The sequence below is a fragment of the Peribacillus sp. TH16 genome (assembly GCF_016651095.1).
In the GTDB taxonomy this organism is placed as follows: Bacteria; Bacillota; Bacilli; order Bacillales; family DSM-1321; genus Peribacillus; species Peribacillus butanolivorans.
The window spans coordinates 221,663-239,121 of record NZ_JAEKEM010000011.1 but is presented as its reverse complement, the minus strand read 5'-3'; the positions used below and the strand labels follow the sequence as shown (position 1 = coordinate 239,121).

13 protein-coding genes, 1 pseudogene and 1 riboswitch are annotated in these 17,459 nt (G+C 37.3%); of the genes and pseudogenes, 2 read left to right on the top strand and 12 right to left on the bottom strand.

The genetic code is table 11. The features are described from left to right. Nucleotides 1-47: 47 nt before the first annotated feature. From JFV29_RS29785 to JFV29_RS29765, 5 genes are all read right to left on the bottom strand, one after another. Nucleotides 48-920, bottom strand: coding sequence for a MetQ/NlpA family ABC transporter substrate-binding protein (locus tag JFV29_RS29785; protein WP_201188371.1), 873 nt, complete (start codon nt 918-920; stop codon nt 48-50). Between the two features lie 21 nt (nt 921-941). After that, nucleotides 942-1,592 (bottom strand): methionine ABC transporter permease, encoded by a 651-nt coding sequence (locus JFV29_RS29780; protein WP_098175930.1) that lies wholly within the window; start codon nt 1,590-1,592, stop codon nt 942-944. A 13-nt stretch (nt 1,593-1,605) separates the two neighbouring features. Further along, complete coding sequence (locus JFV29_RS29775; RefSeq protein WP_201188370.1) at nt 1,606-2,628, bottom strand: methionine ABC transporter ATP-binding protein; 1,023 nt, start codon at nt 2,626-2,628, stop codon at nt 1,606-1,608. Nucleotides 2,629-2,989: 361 nt separating this feature from the next. Further along, nucleotides 2,990-3,101: riboswitch (SAM riboswitch) on the bottom strand. Between the two features lie 1,946 nt (nt 3,102-5,047). Beyond that, entirely contained in the window at nt 5,048-5,299 is a 252-nt protein-coding gene (locus tag JFV29_RS29770; protein WP_201188368.1) for a hypothetical protein, read from the bottom strand. A gap of 659 nt (nt 5,300-5,958) precedes the next feature. Next, the gene (locus tag JFV29_RS29765; protein WP_201188366.1) at nt 5,959-6,669 is read right to left on the bottom strand and encodes a hypothetical protein; all 711 of its coding nucleotides are present in this window, start codon (nt 6,667-6,669) and stop codon (nt 5,959-5,961) included. Between the two features lie 269 nt (nt 6,670-6,938). Between JFV29_RS29765 and JFV29_RS29760 the strand changes: the two genes are divergently transcribed. Together JFV29_RS29760 and JFV29_RS29755 are read left to right on the top strand one after the other, a co-directional pair. After that, the gene (locus tag JFV29_RS29760) at nt 6,939-7,118 is read left to right on the top strand and encodes a hypothetical protein (protein WP_201188363.1); all 180 of its coding nucleotides are present in this window, start codon (nt 6,939-6,941) and stop codon (nt 7,116-7,118) included. Nucleotides 7,119-7,321: 203 nt separating this feature from the next. Further along, on the top strand, nt 7,322-7,489 hold the full coding sequence (locus JFV29_RS29755) for a hypothetical protein (protein ID WP_201188361.1): 168 nt from the start codon (nt 7,322-7,324) through the stop codon (nt 7,487-7,489). A gap of 505 nt (nt 7,490-7,994) precedes the next feature. On the opposite strand, the gene gnd is transcribed toward JFV29_RS29755, so the two are convergent. From gnd to JFV29_RS29720, 7 genes and pseudogenes are all read right to left on the bottom strand, one after another. Further along, the gene (gene gnd / locus JFV29_RS29750) at nt 7,995-9,398 is read right to left on the bottom strand and encodes a decarboxylating NADP(+)-dependent phosphogluconate dehydrogenase (protein ID WP_201188359.1); all 1,404 of its coding nucleotides are present in this window, start codon (nt 9,396-9,398) and stop codon (nt 7,995-7,997) included. 77 nt (nt 9,399-9,475) lie between these two features. After that, the gene (locus JFV29_RS29745) at nt 9,476-10,822 is read right to left on the bottom strand and encodes a GntP family permease (protein ID WP_201188357.1); all 1,347 of its coding nucleotides are present in this window, start codon (nt 10,820-10,822) and stop codon (nt 9,476-9,478) included. 18 nt (nt 10,823-10,840) lie between these two features. Next, a complete protein-coding gene (gntK, locus tag JFV29_RS29740; RefSeq protein ID WP_201188355.1) occupies nt 10,841-12,385 on the bottom strand; it encodes a gluconokinase in 1,545 nt (514 codons plus the stop codon). Beyond that, nucleotides 12,378-13,109 (bottom strand): GntR family transcriptional regulator, encoded by a 732-nt coding sequence (locus tag JFV29_RS29735; protein ID WP_201188353.1) that lies wholly within the window; start codon nt 13,107-13,109, stop codon nt 12,378-12,380. The genes gntK and JFV29_RS29735 overlap by 8 nt, the downstream gene beginning before the upstream one ends. A gap of 193 nt (nt 13,110-13,302) precedes the next feature. Further along, nucleotides 13,303-13,419: pseudogene (locus JFV29_RS29730) on the bottom strand (IS6 family transposase); the annotation flags it as partial. Nucleotides 13,420-13,541: 122 nt separating this feature from the next. Then, a complete protein-coding gene (locus JFV29_RS29725) occupies nt 13,542-14,309 on the bottom strand; it encodes an ABC transporter ATP-binding protein (protein ID WP_201188351.1) in 768 nt (255 codons plus the stop codon). Between the two features lie 170 nt (nt 14,310-14,479). Next, entirely contained in the window at nt 14,480-16,897 is a 2,418-nt protein-coding gene (locus JFV29_RS29720; protein WP_242486996.1) for an ABC transporter permease, read from the bottom strand. Between the last annotated feature and the right edge of the window lie 562 nt (nt 16,898-17,459).

Below are 17,459 nucleotides of genomic sequence, written 5' to 3'. Positions count from 1 at the left end.
ACAGGCACCTTGAATCCATCCGGCATTCCTTCACTTTGTTCTATTCATCATTTTTCATTGGCTGGTTTTGTCCAAGCATCTTGGTAATTCACTAATTCGTCTACAGAAACATATGCAGGAATGGTGTTTCCTTTAAACGTTTTTTCAATGAACGCTTCCACTTCTTTCGATTGATAAAGCTCCACTAATTTTTGTAGCTCAGGACGGTCGGCATTTCCCTTTTTAACCGCAATGATATTAATATATGGTTTCGCCGTTTTACTTTCATGGAATAATGCCTCTTTTAAAGTAAGGCCTGCTTCAACGGCAAAGTTATTATTAATGGCTGAAGCATCGGCATCATCCAATAGACGCGGCGTATTGCCGGCAGCAACAGGTTTGATTTTCAATTTTTTCGGATTTTCCTTAATGATTTCCAATGATCCCGATCCATTGAATTCCTCTTTCAATGTAATCAATCCAGCTTCTTGAAGAAGGAGTAATGCACGGCCAAAGTTTGTTGCTTCATTCGGAACGGCTATCGTAGCGCCATCTGGAAGATCTTTGAGATCTTTGTGTTTTTTCGAATAAAGGCCCATAGGTGCAATAACAGTTGATCCGATGGCCTCTAATTTCAAATTTTGATCGTTAACAAATTCATCGAAGTAGGCAACTGTTTGGAATGAATTCGCATCAATTTCTCCTTCACTTAACGCAAGGTTCGGTTGGATATAATCATTAAAAGTAACAAGTTCGATATTCAGCCCATCCTTTTTCGCTAAGTCAACAATGTATTCCCATGTTCTCGTATCCCCGCTGCTGACACCGACTTTCACTGTTTTCACATCATCCGAACCGCCTGATGCACCCTCTTCGTTCCCGCATGCTGCAGCCACAATGGCCAATGCCAATACCATGATCGTTAATAAGATTTTCTTCATTTCTCCTACCTCCTGTTATTTTTATCTTCTTCTGATTTTTCTTGAAACAAAATTCCCGGTGGATTGCAATAATTGAACGATGATCACGAGCGCCGCTACTGTGACGACCATCGTCATCGTATCGAACCTTTGATAACCGTAAGCTAAGGCTAAATCTCCTACCCCACCTGCACCGACAGCACCTGCCATGGCCGTAGATCCAACAAGGCCAATTGTCGCTGTTGTAAATGTAAGGATCAACGAACTAAGTCCCTCGGGAATCAAAAAGCGATAAATGATTTGCCATGTCGTCGCCCCCATCGCCTGAGCTGCCTCGATGATCCCTTTGTCCACTTCCAACAGGGAGTTCTCCACAAGCCGGGCAATATAAGGAGCCGCGTAAAAGATTAGCGGAACAATGGCCGCATTCGTTCCGATCGCACTGCCGACAATCATTCTGGTAAACGGAATAAGTGCTACAAGCAAGATGATGAAAGGAACCGACCGCAATATATTGATGACCGGGTTCAATACATTAAAGATCCATTTATTCTCCAGGATGTGACCCTTTCTTGTAATGACAAGTAAGATTCCTAGCGGAAGTCCAATCAGCCCGGAAAATATCAATGAGATGGCTACCATATAAAGTGTGTCACCGAAAGCTGTCGACAGCTGGTCTGCCGTTATTTCCATTCCCCAAAGCGTATTACCCATTTATCTGCACCTCCTGGACGAGAATCCCCTCATCTTTAATATATTGATAAGCCTTGTCCACCTCTTTTTTGTTCCCTGTCACTTCAATAATTAAATTTCCAAAAGGTGTTTCTTGAATTTCAGAAATATTAGCTGATAAAACACTTAAATGAACATCATATTTTTTCGAGATGGTTGAAAGTAAAGGATTGCCTGATGTAGTACCAATAAAGTTAATTTTCCAAATAATCGGAATATATGATCCGGTATTTTTCAGGAAACTTTGTGGGATCTCGTCGTGAATAACAGTTCGTACAAAGTTTTTTGCGATACCTGTTTGGGGCTTCGCAAAAACTTCGAAAACCGAACCTTGTTCAACCACGCGTCCGCCTTCCATGACCGCAACCTTATTGCAAATTTCCCTAATTACAGACATTTCATGAGTGATTAGCAAAATGGTAATATTGTATTCTTTATTAATTTTTTTTAAGAGCTGCAGTACAGCACTAGTTGTTTGTGGATCCAATGCTGACGTCGCTTCATCACACAAAAGAATCGATGGGTTGGTAGCCAACGCTCTAGCAATCCCTATTCGTTGCTTTTGACCGCCAGACAATTGTTCCGGATAACTCCTTGCTTTACTTGATAAGCCAACGAACTCTAACAACTCGCCTACCCGCTCTTTGATTTCTTTACTAGGGGTTCCCGATAAAACTAGCGGCATGGCAATATTATCAAAAACTGTCTTTGAGTTAAGTAAGTTAAAATGTTGAAAAATCATGCCAATTTTTTTCTTTTCTGCCCGTAATTCCTTCGGGTTCAATTTGGTTAAATCCTTCCCCCCAACAATAACCTGTCCATCTGAAGGGTGTTCGAGTAGATTGACTAACCGAATCAACGTACTTTTTCCGGCTCCACTATAACCGACAACACCAAAAATATCGCCTTTTTCAACTGTCAAATTAATTCCTTTCAAAGCTTCAACAGTCTGTTTCTTTGTTTTATATACCTTTTTAACATTTTGAAATTCAATCATTCTGTCTCCCCCCACGCTGTTTATTTGTACGAATTCATTATCCAGAGAAGAGCTTTGCAAAGTTTCATAATGATAGGGTTAAATTTTCGAAACTCACGAGTAATTGCTCACAATTCACGAGTAAATGTGTGAAACTCACGAGTAATTGCGCGAAACTCACGAGTTAATCTGTCAAACTCACGAGTAATTGCTTATAATTCACGATTAGTGCGCAAAACTTACGAATAATTACACCAATTCTCCAAATAACCATATACATTCTGAATAAACAAAAGAGGCCTCTTCCGTCATCAGACAGAAGAGGCCTCTTTTAGAAATAAAAAAGAGTAAACTCTTAATTTAATTATCTAAGAAAAGCTCCTTCTTATCTTTCAAACTTTCGTCCGTTGGAATTAGCACAGTATTTTTACAAAAGTAAAAACCCGCTGCCGAGGTATCATAGGGCCAAGTCCCTCCACATCTCTTGATAAGAAATAACGTATTTATTTAATTATGTTCCTCACTATATATTCAAATTTTACTAATGTCAACTCTATTTTGAATAATCTAAAATATTTTTACAGTATAATTTTTAATCGTTCATTTAACTATACCTTAAGACAGGTCAGATTTTGCCCTGCATACCATGTATACGGGTAACCTAGGCATAGACTCTATTACAAAAAAACGAAAACATTACGAAGTCAGTCAGGATCAGGACTTCCTTCCTCATAAGGAAAGCTCTGTATCTTGATGAAATAACGGCAAACCTTTGGCAAACTCACTATTCAGGTTGCTACTCACGGTCTGCCTTATCCATGCGGGGAGCTCCCTGCGCCCCCCACTCTTATAATCTTTTGATTGGGGTTTACGTTTATTTTTGAGTTTTTGACCATTTTTTGATAGCAAACTTTCGGTACGTTTAGTATCAAAAAAGAAAAAACAATAATAAATAGTACCATATATATGCGGTTATAAACTTTTTTGCATCTGTTTTAAATGTGTGAGGACCCTTTGCCCTCATATCTGTAATAATAAAAGTTATTTATTATTACAGCGAAGGAAGATTACACATGTGTTTTTTCATCTTTAGCACTATTATAAAAGCTCTTTCCTTAGAAGAGTTTATTTCTTTTAATTAAAAAACACTCGGTAGAGTTTGATTTCTATAGTATGTCTACTTATCAGCAAAAACAAATCGCTATTTAGAAGCTTCTAATTTTGTCGATATCTACTCAGAATTTGTAGATATTTCTCGGGAAATTGTTGAAATTTGAATTTGGTGATTCCGAATAGTTGGAACAAAGGAATCTCTACTTTTGATTTGCTTGCCTTAGGTTTAAATAGTTATTAACGCAAATTAACATCTTAATATCGTAAAGGAGACTAAAAAAAAGGTAATAAAACCTTTTTCTTATTGCAGTAATGTTTCGTAATGGGTTCTTTGTTGTTCAGTTTTAACTATGACATATCGTTTGTCAGTTAGATGTTCATTTCACGCGGAGCTGCGAGTTCATTGGTTAAAAATTAAGATCTCTTTTAATTGAATGGGAACATGGGTTAAATAAATTGTCATATATATCGGGTATCGTTATCTCTTTTAAAGCTTCTAATTTTGTCGATATCTACTCAGAATTTGTAGATATTTCTCGGGAAATTGTTGAAATTTGAAAATGGTGATTCCGAATAGTTGGAACAAAGGAATTTCTACTTTTGATTTGATTGCCTTAGGTTTAAATAGTTATTAACGCAAATTAACACCTGAATATCGTAAAGGAGACTAAAAAAAAGGTAATTAAACCTTTTTCTTATTACAGTAATGTTTCGTAATGGGTTCTTTGTTGTTCAGTTTTAAGCTATGACATATCGTTTGTCAGTTAGATGATCATTTCACGCGGAGCGCGAGTTCATTGGTTAATAACATTAAGATCTCTTTTAATTGAATGGGAACATGGGTTAAATAAATTGTCATATGTATCGGGTATCGCTATTTCTGTTTCATTGGTTCCTACCAATCTTTCTTTTTCTTGATACAAGGGTTCTTCTCTCTATCGTCTAGGGGATTGCCCGTATCGCGTAACGCTATAAGCGTTTCGATATCGGATTGAACGAAGATATGCCAATCGCTATCTTTTAACAGCTCCTATCCATATCGCTCTAAGTTTTAAACATACTTTCAAACAGTGGATTTTGTATCTCCACTTCTTCTGCCACTTCCTTGGAAGAGGATGCTCATTCATTCGGATGTATATCCTGTCGCATATCGGCTCCCTCTTTCTATTAAAGATGAAGGTTCTGTAGATTTATTTGCATGTTATATCGCCCCGCGATACGAAACACACAAAAGAACCGATCAGCCCCTTTCTTGAGGAACATTATTAAGGACATGGATCTTGCTGGGGCTGGGAAACTGTTGTTTTAAGCTGAGGCATATCGTTTGTCAGTGGCCATTCATTTCACGCGTAGCTGCGAGTTCATTGATTAAAACAATTAAAATCTCTTTTAATTGTTCGGGATTATGGATTGAATTGTCAAATTTATCAGGTATCGCTATCTCTGTTTCATTAGTTTCTTCTAATCTATCTTTTTGTTGATACACAAGGTCTTTAGCTATATCGTATAGGGACTTGTCCGTATCGCGTAACGCTATGAGCGCTTCGATGTCGGAGTGAATAAAGATAGGAATCACCATCTTACAAACTCATATCCGTTTCGTTCTAAGTTTTGACCATACTTTTGAACAGTGGGTGTTGCATCCCCACTTCTTCTGCCACTGCCTTAGAAGCGAATACTCGTTCATTCGGATGTATATCATGTTTGTAAATCTAACCCAGCTTTTCTATTAAACCTATAGGTTTTGAATTTATTTGCATGTTATATCGCCCAGCGATACGAAACATACAAAAAGGAGACGGTCAACCCCTGTCTGGAGCAACTATTAAGGAGGACTCTTGTTTTTGAATGCAAGTTTTCAACCTCCTCAACTCCCTTTTTATCAAGCATGCCTTTTTTGCTTGCTTGTGTATTTTGTTTTAGTTGCATATCGCTTAAACAAATCTCCAATGAATTTCAATTGAGCCTTCGTTTGCCTTTAGAACGTCAATACATTGGTATCGCCGAGCTCTTACATAGCAGGTACCAAATCCTGTAAAGTTAAAATACTCTTTCTTAAATTCTGTGTTTCAGCTACGCGAATCATATGGCTCTATGTTTTTATTAAAGTTTTGTGGATTGGCATCTCAATGCTTTTATCCATCATTATATATTTAAAAAAGATTTATCAAATGTTTCTACATCTAATTTGCTTCCAAGAATCATTACACAGTTGGGCAAAAAAACTTAACGGTCGCCTTATTTTCTGAATATGGAGAAAAGCCCCCACCATTTTTCTGAACGTTTTTGTATCGCTATTTCTAAACGTTTATTAAACTCATTTTGGGAAGTCCATTCTTTTTTCTGTTCGACCCGCATATTTTGTATTTCTTTTTGTAAGAGTTCACTTTTTTGTTTTTCTTGTTGTAGCAATGTTTCGTAATGGTTATTTTGTTGTTCAGTTAATTGTTCAATTTTAGCATTAGTTCTTTGCGCTGAATTTCCAATACTAGAACTTATAACATGATGATCTTGCTGGAGCCGGGAAACCTTTGTTTTAAGCTCTGACATATCGTTTGTCAGTTGGACATTCATTTCACGTGTGGCTGCGAGTTCATTGACTAAAAACATTAAGACCTCTTTTAATTGATTGGGGTCCTGGGGTAAATTTTCTTCATATGTATCGGGTATCGCTACCTCTGTTTCATAGGATCCTTCTAATCTTTCTTTTTGTTGATATACAAGGTCTTTAGCTGTATCGTCTAGGGGCTTGTCCGTATCGCGTAGCGCTATAAGCGCTCCGATGTCAGATTGAACAAAGATACGTCGATCTCCATCTTTCAAAAACTCATATCCATTCCGCTCTAAGATTTGACCATACTTTCGAACAGTGGGAGTTGCAATCCCCACTTCTTCTGCCACTTCCTTGGAAGAGAAAGCTCGTTCATTCAGTTGAATATCACGTCGCATATCGGACCTCTTTTCTATAACTAGTTGTATCTGTAGTCTACCTGACCTTAAATTTTCTGTCTAGATAAGTGTAGACTATCCAGAAATTATTAGGGATACCGATAAAATTTCCTTTTCCTTTCTTCTACTTCCATATACGTTTTAGATTCTCTATTGGCTTACCTTCCTTCTCTTGCATAGCCGCCGCTATCTCCTATCCATCCTTATCCATTGTTTGTGTTACATCTGGTCGGTCTTGGCGCCTTGCCCCGTGCCAAGCATGGGTGGGGTTGATAGAAATTCAACAACGATTAGGACATACAGATATTCAAACACCGATGAACTTCTATGCTCATACGACTGACTACATGAAAGAAAAGGCCTCCCAGCAGTTCAATAAACTGATGGAAGACCTTCACTATAAAAATATTTACATGTTAGGTGAGCATCCATTTCTAAATCCTCGTTAAATCCCTATATTTCAAGGGATTTAAGCAATGATTACATCATAAACAACTTCACTTAATGTCATGATATTTCAATGTCAGGTGAGCATTTTAAATTAATTTTTTATAAATTACTATATGAAAAATTCGAAAAAAGCCCAACCCTATTAAAAGAGAGTACATATTTTTTAAATAAACCTAATTCATTATACCGGAAGGAGATTATCATGAAAATTAAAAAGTCCTTAAATCGAATTCAAGCTGCATTATTAAAGAAACACATAAATGAGTTTAAAGAAAAAGATGGCATTTTAGAAGGAACAGAAGATTTGATTTTTTATGTCTATGAATTTGAATCTCCCAGCAAAACTGTGAAAGGTGCAATATTATTATAATAAAACTAAGAGGAGATTAATAAAAGAGCTTTCAAAGGGTTCTTAATGGGTGTCTTGTTTTATTACTTGGGTTGAATGTTTCAGCTTGTGGGTTTGATCATGTTATAGGGAATGGAGAAGTTACTGATCTTGATTTGAAGGAAGTAAAGTCATTTATAGCCGATAAAAAAACAGGCTTTTAAATTGTCTTAACGTATATTATCCGCTTTTTGTCGGCAGAACCCCTTTATGTTAAGGGCCAGATTGTTGATAAAAGATTGGATTGTGTTTTATTGATAAGTATAATATTAAGCTCGGTGAACCGTATCATAAGTAAATTAGGTTTTTATGTTGTAAAGAAAAGCAGAAATATACAAAGTCATTGAATTGGCTATGTATATTTCTGCTTAAATTAATTAAGAAATCATTATACTTTTTTACTGATTTTTTAAGAGTTTATCAAATTTCTTCATCTCAAATTCATGAACGGTTATTGAAAAATGACTGTTTCTTTTGTCACTTTCTATCACTGCCAGTTTGTGTGAAAGACTCCTGCTAAATCACGTCGTTCATAGGTATGTGCACCAAAATAATCACGTTGTGCTTGCAAAAGGTTTGCATTTGAGATGCCTGTTCGATAACTATCGTAATAAGTAAGTGAAGCACTTAAACATGGAAACGATATACCAGAATTTATTCCTTCACAGACAACCTTTCGCAATCCTACCTGGTAATCTGTAACCTTTTCAGCAAAATATGGTGAGATTAATAAATTAGCCAGATTCGGCTGCTCTTGATAGGCTTCGCTAATGACGTTTAAAAATTCTGCACGAATGATACAACCTCCGCGGAAAATCAGCGCAATATCCTTTAAAGGCAAATCCCAACCGTAAAGTTCAGAAGTCATTTTATATTGAGTAAAACCTTGCGCATACGCACAAACTTTTCCCATATATAATGCTTGTCTAATATAGTCAATCCACTCATTTTCATCTAATTTTTGCTGAACGTTCTCAGGGCCTGTTAGAATATTTTCTGCATTAATCCGTTCCTCTTTTAAAGCGGAAATGTAACGAGCAAACAAAGACTCTGTAATAATTGATGCTGGTATTCCGTTATTAATAGCTTGCATGCTGGTCCATTTACCTGTGCCTTTTTGTCCTGCTTTATCAAGAATCACATCGATCAAGGGTAAGCCCGTTACTTCATCTTTTTTCCTTAAAATCCCGGCTGTAATTTCGATTAAATAACTTTTCAGTTCGCCTTGATTCCATGTTTCAAAGATGTCAGCAATCTCATTAACTTCTAAATGCAACTTTTCTCTTAAAAACGTATAGGCTTCGGCGATTAATTGCATATCTGCATACTCAATCCCGTTATGTACCATTTTTACAAAATGACCTGCTCCTTTTGGACCGATATAGGTACAGCAAGGGTTATCATATACTTTGGCTGCGATTTTTGTCAGAATCGGAGCTACTTTTTCATAGGCGTCTTTATCTCCACCTGGCATGATTGAAGGTCCTTTTAACGCCCCTACTTCTCCACCAGAAATACCAATTCCTAAATAACTGATTCCTTTAGATTTCAATTCATCATATCTGCGTTCAGTATCTTCGTAATGGGAGTTACCGCCGTCCATGATAATATCGCCTGATTCAAGATGAGGAAGTAATGAATTGATCACCGAGTCGATCGGCTTACCCGCCGTCACCATTAGAAAAATCTTTCTTGGAGTTTCTAGTGACTGAACAAAGTCCTGGATTTCGTAATACGAATGGAGCGACTGACTGTCCAATTTAGCAACAAGCTGATCCGTTAAATCTCTTGTGTAGTTATAGACAGCTACTTGTTCCCCTTTACTAGCCATATTTAAAGCTATATTACTGCCCATTACCCCTAAACCTATGACACCAATTTTATTGAACATTTAATTCTGCTCCTTTTATGTAAGAATAATAGGCAGTAAATCCCTACATAAGTGGGGGATTTACTGCCGGGAAAGGCCTATACAAATAAGCTTAGTAATAGAATAAATCCTAATCCAGCTACTGAAATAATCGTCTCAAGCAAGGTCCACGTTGCAAATGTTTCTTTCATGCTTAAACCAAAATACTCTTTAAACATCCAGAAACCAGCATCGTTAACGTGTGAAGCGATTAAACTTCCCGCGCCTGTAGCAAGTACTACTAGAGCAAGGTTAACGTCCGTCTGACCTAACATCGGAATAACTAAACCAGCTGTTGTTAAGGCAGCAACGGTAGCAGATCCTAAGGAAATACGCAGGATTGCCGCGATGATCCAGGCAAGCAAGATTGGTGATAATGATGTTCCTTTGAATAATTCAGCTACGTAGTCACCTACACCGCCGTCGATCAATACTTGCTTGAAGGCTCCGCCGCCCCCTATGATTAATAGCATCATTCCAATATGCAAGATTGCTGATGTACAAGATTCCATAATATCTTTCATTGGAATCTTTCTTGCTAATCCCATTGAATAGACCGCAAATAATAAGGAAAGCAACATGGAAGTACCGGCTTCGCCAATAAAACGGATAGCTGCTAGTAAACCATTATCTTCAAAGCCCATTGTTTTTTGCATCAAAGTGATAATCGTAGCAATTGACATTAAAATAACGGGAAGTAAAGCGGTAAATACACTGATCCCAAATCCAGGTGTGTCTTCAAGTTTAAATGATTTTTGGTTTCCTAAAGAGGCAATGCTGCCTGTTTTCGTAAATGATGCAGGTACGAGTTTTTTAGCTATCTTCGTAAATACTGGTCCAGCTAAAATAACTGTTGGGACCGCAATAATGAAGCCGTAAAGTAAAACTTGACCAATGTCTGCACCATATTCACCAGCGATAACGGTTGGTCCTGGGTGCGGCGGCAAGAAACCGTGTGTTACGGATAATGCCGCTACCATTGGAATACCAAGATATAATATCGAAACTTTTAATTCTCTTGAAATTGCAAATACGATTGGAATTAATAATACTAATCCCACTTCAAAAAATAACGCGACACCGATAATAAATGATGCTGCTACTACTGCCCATTGAATATTCTTTTCACCGAATTTTTTAACAAGGGTCATGGCAATGCGTTGCGCGCCGCCTGAATCTGCGATTAACTTACCCATCATCGCTCCAAGTCCAAAGATTAACGCTAAGTGACCAAGTGTTCCGCCTAATCCAGCTTCAATGGTTTTGACAATTTCCTCAAGTGGCATCCCAAGTGCTAAAGCTACTCCAAACGATACAATGATTAAGGAAATAAAGGTGTTTAATTTTAAGCCCATTATTAAAATTAATAAAGCGACAATTCCTAAAGCGACAATAACTAATGGCATTGTAATTCCTCCATGTGTTTACTTTGTAGCATTTATTAAGTTTCTTTGATAATTCGCAATCTGAGTATATTCGTTTTCCAATACCCTTGATAGGTTAATAAAAATCGGCAGTAGTTGCCTATATTCTTTTACAGAATCATATTTCGGTGTGTGCTTGTGGGTATTGCCTATCATTTCAGAAACTACTTCGAAGGAATCAATTTCCCCGGTGGCATATAATCCTAATATACAAGCACCCAGGCATGAACTTTCGTAGCTTTCTGGAACCACCACTTCCGATTCGAAGATATCGGACATCATTTGCCGCCAAACAGACGACCTTGCGAAGCCTCCCGTAGCTTGAATTCGGGTCACCGGACCGTCCATACATTCGGTTAAGGCTAAAAATACGGTGTATAGATTGTAAATGACTCCTTCTAGAGCCGCTCGAATCATATGTTCTTTCTTATGCGATAGTGTTAATCCGAAAAATGAACCCCGTACGTCTGGATTCCATAATGGTGCACGTTCACCTGCAAGATATGGATGGAATAACAATCCATCAGCGCCTGGTCTTACACGTTCGGCAATCTTGGTTAAGACTTCATAAGCGTCGATTCCAAGTCTTTTAGCTGTTTCTACCTCGGAAGAAGCAAATTCGTCGCGAATCCAGCGAAGGACCATCCCGCCATTATTTACCGGCCCTCCAATCACCCAATGCTTTTCCGTTAAGGCATAGCAAAAGATTCTTCCTTTTTCGTCTGTTTTCGGCTCGTCAATAATCGTTCGAATCGCACCGCTTGTCCCAATCGTGACAGCAATTTCACCTTTCCGGATAGCGTTTACACCTAGATTTGAAAGGACACCATCACTTGCCCCAATGACAAAAGATGTTTGTGGATCAATCCCGATCTGTTTGGCTAAATCCGGGTCACAGTTGTTAAAGATCTTTGTTGTTGGTACGAGTTCAGATAATTGATCACGCGTTATTCCAGCAATTCTTAGGGCTTCCTCATCCCAATCCATGTTTTTGAGATTCATCATGCCCATAGATGAAGCAAGGGAATAATCGACAACATATTGATCAAAGAACTTTTTAAAGATATATTCTTTAATCCCGATATACTTTTTAACATTGGTTGCGATCTCTGGGCGATCATTCACGATCCAGGTGATTTTGGATAATGGTGACATCGGGTGAATCGGTGTTCCGGTTCGTTTGTAAACTTCATGCCCATCTAATTCATCTTTTATTTTATGGGCCAAAGCTTCACTGCGATTATCTGCCCAAGTGATACAAGGGGTTAGCGGCTGGTCATTTTCATCCATAGCTATAACACTATGCATCGCACTGCTAAATGAAATAAATGATATCTTTTTATCTGAATGCTGTTTCGTTATATTTGAAAAGGCTTTCAAAACGGCCTGAAAAATCTCTTCAGGGTCTTGTTCCGCTGTTGCCATATCCGGTGTGTAAAGAGGATAACCAATATTCTCTTGCTGAATGACATCGCCTTTTTTCGTAAATAATACAGCTTTTGTACTTGTTGTTCCGATGTCTACACCTAACATATAGCTAGTCATTTTCTTGTTCGACTCCTTTTGAAAGCATCTGTTGAGACATCCATAAGTCATCAACTTTCTCTTGAACATCATCAAAGTTTTCATGTAACGACTTAATCATGAGGTCTCGATCTTTTGTTTTGATCGCATCAATATAAAGTTGATGATTATTTATGATCCGTGTAAAGTCTTCATACTTTTCTTTAAAACGACAACGCATGGATAGAAGAATCAAACTTTCCATCACAGGTTTTAAATTATCCCAGATCATCAGAATGTAGGAATGATTGATCGACCGAATAATTGTTTCGTGGAATAGGACATCCTGATAGGAAAACTCATCAGCATCTCGGTATTTTATGGAGATTTTCATCATTTCCAGTATTTTACTAAGTTCCATTACTAATTCATTCGTGTCCATCCTCACTAGACGTTCAAATACAAACGTCTCGATGAGTATCCGTACATCATATATTTCTGCATATTTTTTTCCTGTTAAACCAATGACAACCGCACCCATTCTTTCTAATCGGATGATATTTTCAGATGCCAGTATTTTTAACGCTTCTCGAACTGGTGAGCGACTGACACCGAAATCAGCAGCTAATTTATTTTCAGACAGGATGGTACCGCTTTCAATCATCCCCGAAATAATACGCATTCTAAGCTCGGATGTTACACGATCACCAGCTGAAGCTTTTGAAAGCCATTTTACAGGATAAAGAAATTCCTTTGATTCAGCCATAAATTCACCTTCTTGTAGAGTTCAAGTACACTTGTATACAAGTATTATAATAAAAATAATGAATAATGCAAGCATTTTGAATGTAACTAGATTCTCATCAATATAAGTCAAAGTTTGTTGGGAGTTTAGAAGGTTCTAGTGCAAAAATAATGAAATAGAAACATAGAATGGTAATATCCTGTTAACTTTGGGATTAAGCAGCTACTCCGAACAACTTACGAATGAATTCAACCTCATTTTGGGCAGACTTTGCCTGTTGATGAGGTTGATTTTTTTTAACCATATGCATAGGTTCGATACCACTCAAAATATTCTGCTTGATTGTGTTAACAAATTGTTAGCGTGTCTTTCCTTACAAACATTCTTCATTTTTCCTATCGAACTTACCAAATAAAGTTTCCATATGAACTTTATGCGAATGCCAATGAAAAATTAGAATCCATTTTCTACTAACCATTTCATAATGCTTTCTTCTCTTTTCTTAATATCGTCATGCTGGTTATCGTATTTACTCATTTTCTTCTGTGCAACAAGATTTCCATCTACCATAAACAATATTCTTTCGGTTTTTGCTGCCACCTTTGCATCATGCGTCACGAGCATGATGGTTGTCCCTTCATTATTAATCTCTGCCAGAATAGACATAATGTCTGCTGACGATTTGGAATCTAATGCTCCGGTCGGTTCGTCTCCAAAAATGATATCCGGATCATTTATCAATGCTCTGCAGATGGCGACTCTCTGCAGCTGGCCGCCAGAGCCCTGAGTGATCGTATTATCTGCAAGCTTTTCAATTCCTGTCATTTCCATCAGTTTTTTTGCTTTTTGATACACCGCACTTTTATCCGCATCTTTTGATACAAGAGCAGGAAACATAACATTGTCAATCAATGACAGATTTTTTAATAGATTAATATCCTGAAAGATAAATCCCATGTGATTCAGTCGAATCTTCGCCAATTCTTCTTCTTTTAGTGTGCCAATTTCACAGTCTTTAAATTTCACACTGCCGGAAGTAATTCTATCCATACCGCTTACATTATAAAGAAGTGTTGATTTCCCGCTTCCGGATGGCCCCATGACCGATACGAATTCACCTTCTTCTATATCCAGGTTTACATCCTTTAAGATATGAAGCTCATTATCTTTTCCTAATTCTACTTTTTTGTTCATACTTATTGCTTCTAATATATTGCTCATCTATATTCCTCCAATGCCAAATATTAAAATCAAAGTCTATTTCCACAGAGGCGCCCCGGAATGCTTTTTTTCAGGCATCTGCATTCTTATCTGCATAGGGGTCTTCACACAGGAGACTTCTTCTGCCTTAGCAGATACACTTCCTGCCCGAACCTTTTTTTTCAGTACTTCTAACTTCTTAAAACGACAGATAAATCATCTTTTACGGCTACCTTACAGGACACAAATATCGTAAAGCCGACTACTACAATCAGCACTAACGGACATAACAGCCAAGTCTGCCATACAACATGAACAAATTCAATTTTTGCAGCTCCCATAGTGGACATTGCCATACTTACAAGTAACTCCCCTAAATAATTAGAAGCCAGCACTCCAACTATGATTCCCAATATCAGTACCATCATAGTTCCTGCCATATATTGATGTTTAATATTTTTAGAAGTTAATCCCATACTTCGCATGATTGCAATCTGAGACATATCCTTTGATAATAGCATCCGAAGGAATAGTGCCGTGATCAATACAGCTATGATTACTGCAATGGCGAATGCGCCTATCACAACTGTGCTCATCTGATCAATGATATTTCCAAGAGTCTGCCGTGTATATTCTTTGATATCATTGACCTGCGTAGAATCATAGGCATTCTGGTAGTAGTCCATTTTCTCACGAATATCAACGCCTTGAGCCACATCCATGTACACAATATACCAAAGAACGGCCTCATTATTTACTCCAAGACTGGTAGGCGCCTTTGCTGTTTTCCCGCCATTTGTAATATCTTGATAAATACCAGTTACTTTCAAATTCTTTTCTTCCCCGCCAACCTTTACTGCTACTTCATCTCCTACGTTCTTGTTTAATCCGTCTTTTGACGCATTGGCAAAGGAAAGTGATATTTCTCCTTCACCCTCCGGTGCTCTTCCTTCCAGATAATTTAATGGAAATACGGAAAAATCTCCGGTTTCAATATTCATATAATCCCAGGATTCCGCATTTTTGACCTGGTAGGAACTTGTGATGTAGGCCGCATACTTTTCAATATCCGAATCATTTTCCAGCTCTTCCTGCAGCTTTTTAAAATCTTCTGTAATACTATCGGTCCTTCGAAGATCGATTCTCATATCGGACTTTCCTATTCCCATGTATGTAGAAAATTCCGGTGAATTCATGGTGTTATAAATATTTATAGGAAGTATTACAATAAACGTACATACGATAAAAATAAAGAACAGTAGCCTGTATAATTTGAATCGTTTACATACATCCCTAAGTCCCATATAAATATTGGTGCTGAAGAATTTGTTCTTAAGCAGTGGAAAACTGTATTTTTGGTTCTTTCCATGCTCCATAGAATCTTTCCGTAAGGCTTCTACCGCAGAAATCTTATCGATTCTTTTCAGTACTTTCTTGCAATACATCACAATCATGAAATATACCAATAATGGAGCTATAAGAGATAGTACATATTTTAAGTTTCCTGATAAATCCGAAGATATGTAAAGTCTCATATTACCGTTAAACAGATTTACCACGGCAAAGGAAAGCAGATAGCCTATTATACCGGCTACTACTGACATGACTCTGTATTTGTTAAGATATACCTTCTTTATATCTTTTTGGGATATTCCTATTGCTTTCATCACACCGATTTCTCTTAAATCTTCATCAATGGTTGCCAGAAACGTAAGTCTGATACAGAGCGAAGCTATAATAATCAGCAGAACACTGATAAGTATAATGACCATCACAACTGCCGCATCTGACATGGCATTAAACATCAGAAATATCTTTCCTCCGACTGTAGGACCGTTTGCTGGAAGACCTCCTTCGATATATGCAGTCTGAAGTCCTTGAGAATCACCGTTTTCATGCAGTTTGAATTCGATCAGATATTCCAGTTCCCCGGCCTGCTTTAAAAGCATTTCATTATAGTCTGCCTGATTAATAACAAACCGTTTCGAAGAAGTAAGGGAAGAGTTCATCTCATAATCTCTTGCATAATCTGAAATGACAAACTCATTCTCATACTCTCCGCTTTTCACCGTAATCGTATCACCTATTTTTAAGTCATATTGTTGCATGAAATAGATGGGAACCGCCACTTCCCCTTCCGTTACATCCAGCTTTTTATTATCCAGATCCAATATAAAATCGAATTTTTTATTCTGTACAACAAATGAAATATCCTGTACAGTTCCAGCCATCGTTTGATTATTGCCGAAATGAATATTACTTCCATCCAAAGTCAGAAGAAACATCGTCTCCTGCATCGCTATATTCTCACGCTGTTCTTCTGTAAATTTATCGATTTCTGCCTGATCAAATTCTCCGGAATGCATCTGCGTAATGTCAGCTGGTACTGCACGTTCCTGCAGGTCCGACATCGACTGAATCAGATTGGCAATGTTATTTATTGCACTAGCTCCCAAAAGAACTGCCATAGCGATAAATACAAATACTGAAATTGTTACAATTTTCTGTCTGACAAAATCATTCCTTACCATCTTTAAAAACAATATTTTTCCTCCTTCTACATAGATAATTTTTTCTATTTTATCCTTGCCTCTATCAATCTTGCTCATTTCTTCAGGGGAATAATTTCCGTAAACTTTCGAATTAATAAGGCTCTTAATGAACTTTTTTCATTTCTATAACTTTTTCATTTCCAGAACAAGCACTAAGCATGGATGTTGAAAATCTTAAACAATAACCTTTGAAAAACTATACATGCTGATTTCTTAGTAGACTTGACCTGAATAATTATTGAGAGTACAAAGTAATCATACAAAATGGTATTTATTAGGTAAACCAACTTAAGCCTAATTGTTTACTAAGCCCGCAGCCCTATTTTAGTATGTTGACTATTGGAGTTAATTAGAAAAAATCAATCGAAATGGAGGGAAGGAAGTGGAAGGAGTAACAATTGCTTCAACTGCAACTGACAATCCCAAAGAGTTAATTGATGAACTAATGCGTACATATGGTCAAGATTTAGGAATTTAATTCAAACATATGGATATACAATAGGTCTAGTAATCTTTATCTATCTTTCTAGCTCGAATTTGGATGATTTCACTTTCAATAAAAGACCCATTCGGAAAATTACTTATCATTTGAAGCGTATTACTTTTTGCTACTCAATAT